Here is a 1,596-nt window from a genome sequence, read left to right as displayed (position 1 = left end):
TTTTCATCGTGATGGGCCTGGTCGCGGCGGGTGCGGCATGGCGCGTGTCGACATAGGACGAGGCTCCCGGTAAGACAGCAGTCGACCAAGATCTGTGAGGGCTGCTGTCAAGAGCTGGCTTCGATGATTCGCCAGATTTGGCGAGCTATGTAGCGTTTTAGGCTGCGTGTGATCTCGCGTGGTGTGCGGCCTTCGGCGGTGCGGCGGGCGATGTAGTCCTTGGTGGGCTGGTGGCATCGCTGGCGGGATTTGGCGATGGTGTGGATGGCGGCGTTAAGCGTGCGGTCACCGCCGCGGTTGAGTCGGTGGCGGACGGTGCGGCCGGAGCTGGCGGGGACCGGGTTGACGCCGGCGAGGCAGGCGAAAGCGGCCTCGCTGCGGACTCGGCCGGGATGGGACCAGGCGATGAGGGCGACGGCGGCGGTGACGGGGCCGATGCCGGGTTGGTCGAGCAAAGCTGGGCGCATGGCGGTGACCAGGGTTCGGATCTTGGCGAGGTTGGCGGCCAGCATGCGGTCGAGTTCGAGGATCTGGGCGGCCAAGGCGGCCAGGTGGGTGCGGCACATCTGTTCCAAGGAGTTGCCATCGCCGTCGCTGTTGAGGTGGATGGCGTGACGGACCTGCTGGTTGGTGGTCCGGCCGCGGAACTGGTCACGCAGGTCGTCGTCGGCGGTGAGGATCAGTGACTTGAACAGGTTGACCGTGGCGGTGCGGGTGTCGGTGTAGTGGCGGCGGCAGATGTGCAGGATCCGCAGTGCTTCCCGATCGCCGTCAGCACGAGGTGTGGCAGTCTGGTCGGCCGCCAGTACTGCGCGGGCTGCGTGGATCGCGTCCAGCGAGTCGGACTTGCCGCCCCGGCGCCGGGCCGTCGCTGTGGGTTTGGGTGCCTCGAGGACGGTCTCGTCAGCGGTGCGCAGGGCGCGTAGCAGTCCGACCCCGTGTGAGCGGGCACTGTCGAGGGCCCAGGCCCGACGGCCTGAGCCGAGCCTGGCGGTGTGCTGGCGGGCCCAGGCCAGCAGGGCCGCGACACCCTCGGTGGTGGCCGCAACGGTCAGTTCAGCCAGGACCGACCCGACCGGGGAGACCACGACGGCGGTGTGAGTATCAGTGTGGGTGTCGACGCCGATGACCGCGTCGACGCGTTCTGCCAGGCGCTCTTCCAGGACGGACGGCACAAGTTCTCCTTCGTGGGGGCGACGTGGGGACGGCGTCGGCCCGGGAGGAGCTCACCCGGCGGCACATCTGTGATGAGTCACGCGACACCACACGGCGTCACGGACAGGCTTCTGATCAGGCCAGCGAGGCGGACCGGGTCGGCGCCGGCAACCCACGAGGACAAGTCCGATGAACGGCACACCATCGTGGCCAGATCTTGGTTGAGTCACTCGTGGATCACCGGTGCCGGACCCTACCGGTACCGATCCCTCCCGGAACCAGCACACCCATAGAAGCGTCCGATGCCCCAACCGGGAGCCTCGCTGTGCTGTCTTACCCGTCTACGATCGCGCTGTCCAGTCGGACCCTGAACCACCTGGCCGACCTCATCCGAGCTGAGCGCGCCCGGCGTCGAGGCCGGTGGCGGCGCCTCGACGCCAG

1 protein-coding gene and 1 pseudogene are annotated in these 1,596 nt (G+C 68.2%); one reads left to right on the top strand and one right to left on the bottom strand.

Annotated elements, in window-relative coordinates:
* Positions 1-107 precede the first annotated feature (107 nt).
* Positions 108-1,175, bottom strand: a complete 1,068-nt coding sequence (locus ABZ793_RS34655) for an IS110 family transposase (RefSeq protein ID WP_357465217.1) — start codon at positions 1,173-1,175, stop codon at positions 108-110.
* Between the two features lie 305 nt (positions 1,176-1,480).
* Between ABZ793_RS34655 and ABZ793_RS34650 the strand changes: the two are divergent.
* A pseudogene (locus ABZ793_RS34650) lies at positions 1,481-1,596 on the top strand (IS5/IS1182 family transposase); the annotation flags it as partial.

It is taken from the genome of Micromonospora sp. NPDC047465, from assembly GCF_040643125.1.
Classification (GTDB): Bacteria; Actinomycetota; Actinomycetes; order Mycobacteriales; family Micromonosporaceae; genus Micromonospora.
Note: the sequence above shows the minus strand (reverse complement) of the source record. Positions and strands in the feature narration are given on the sequence as shown.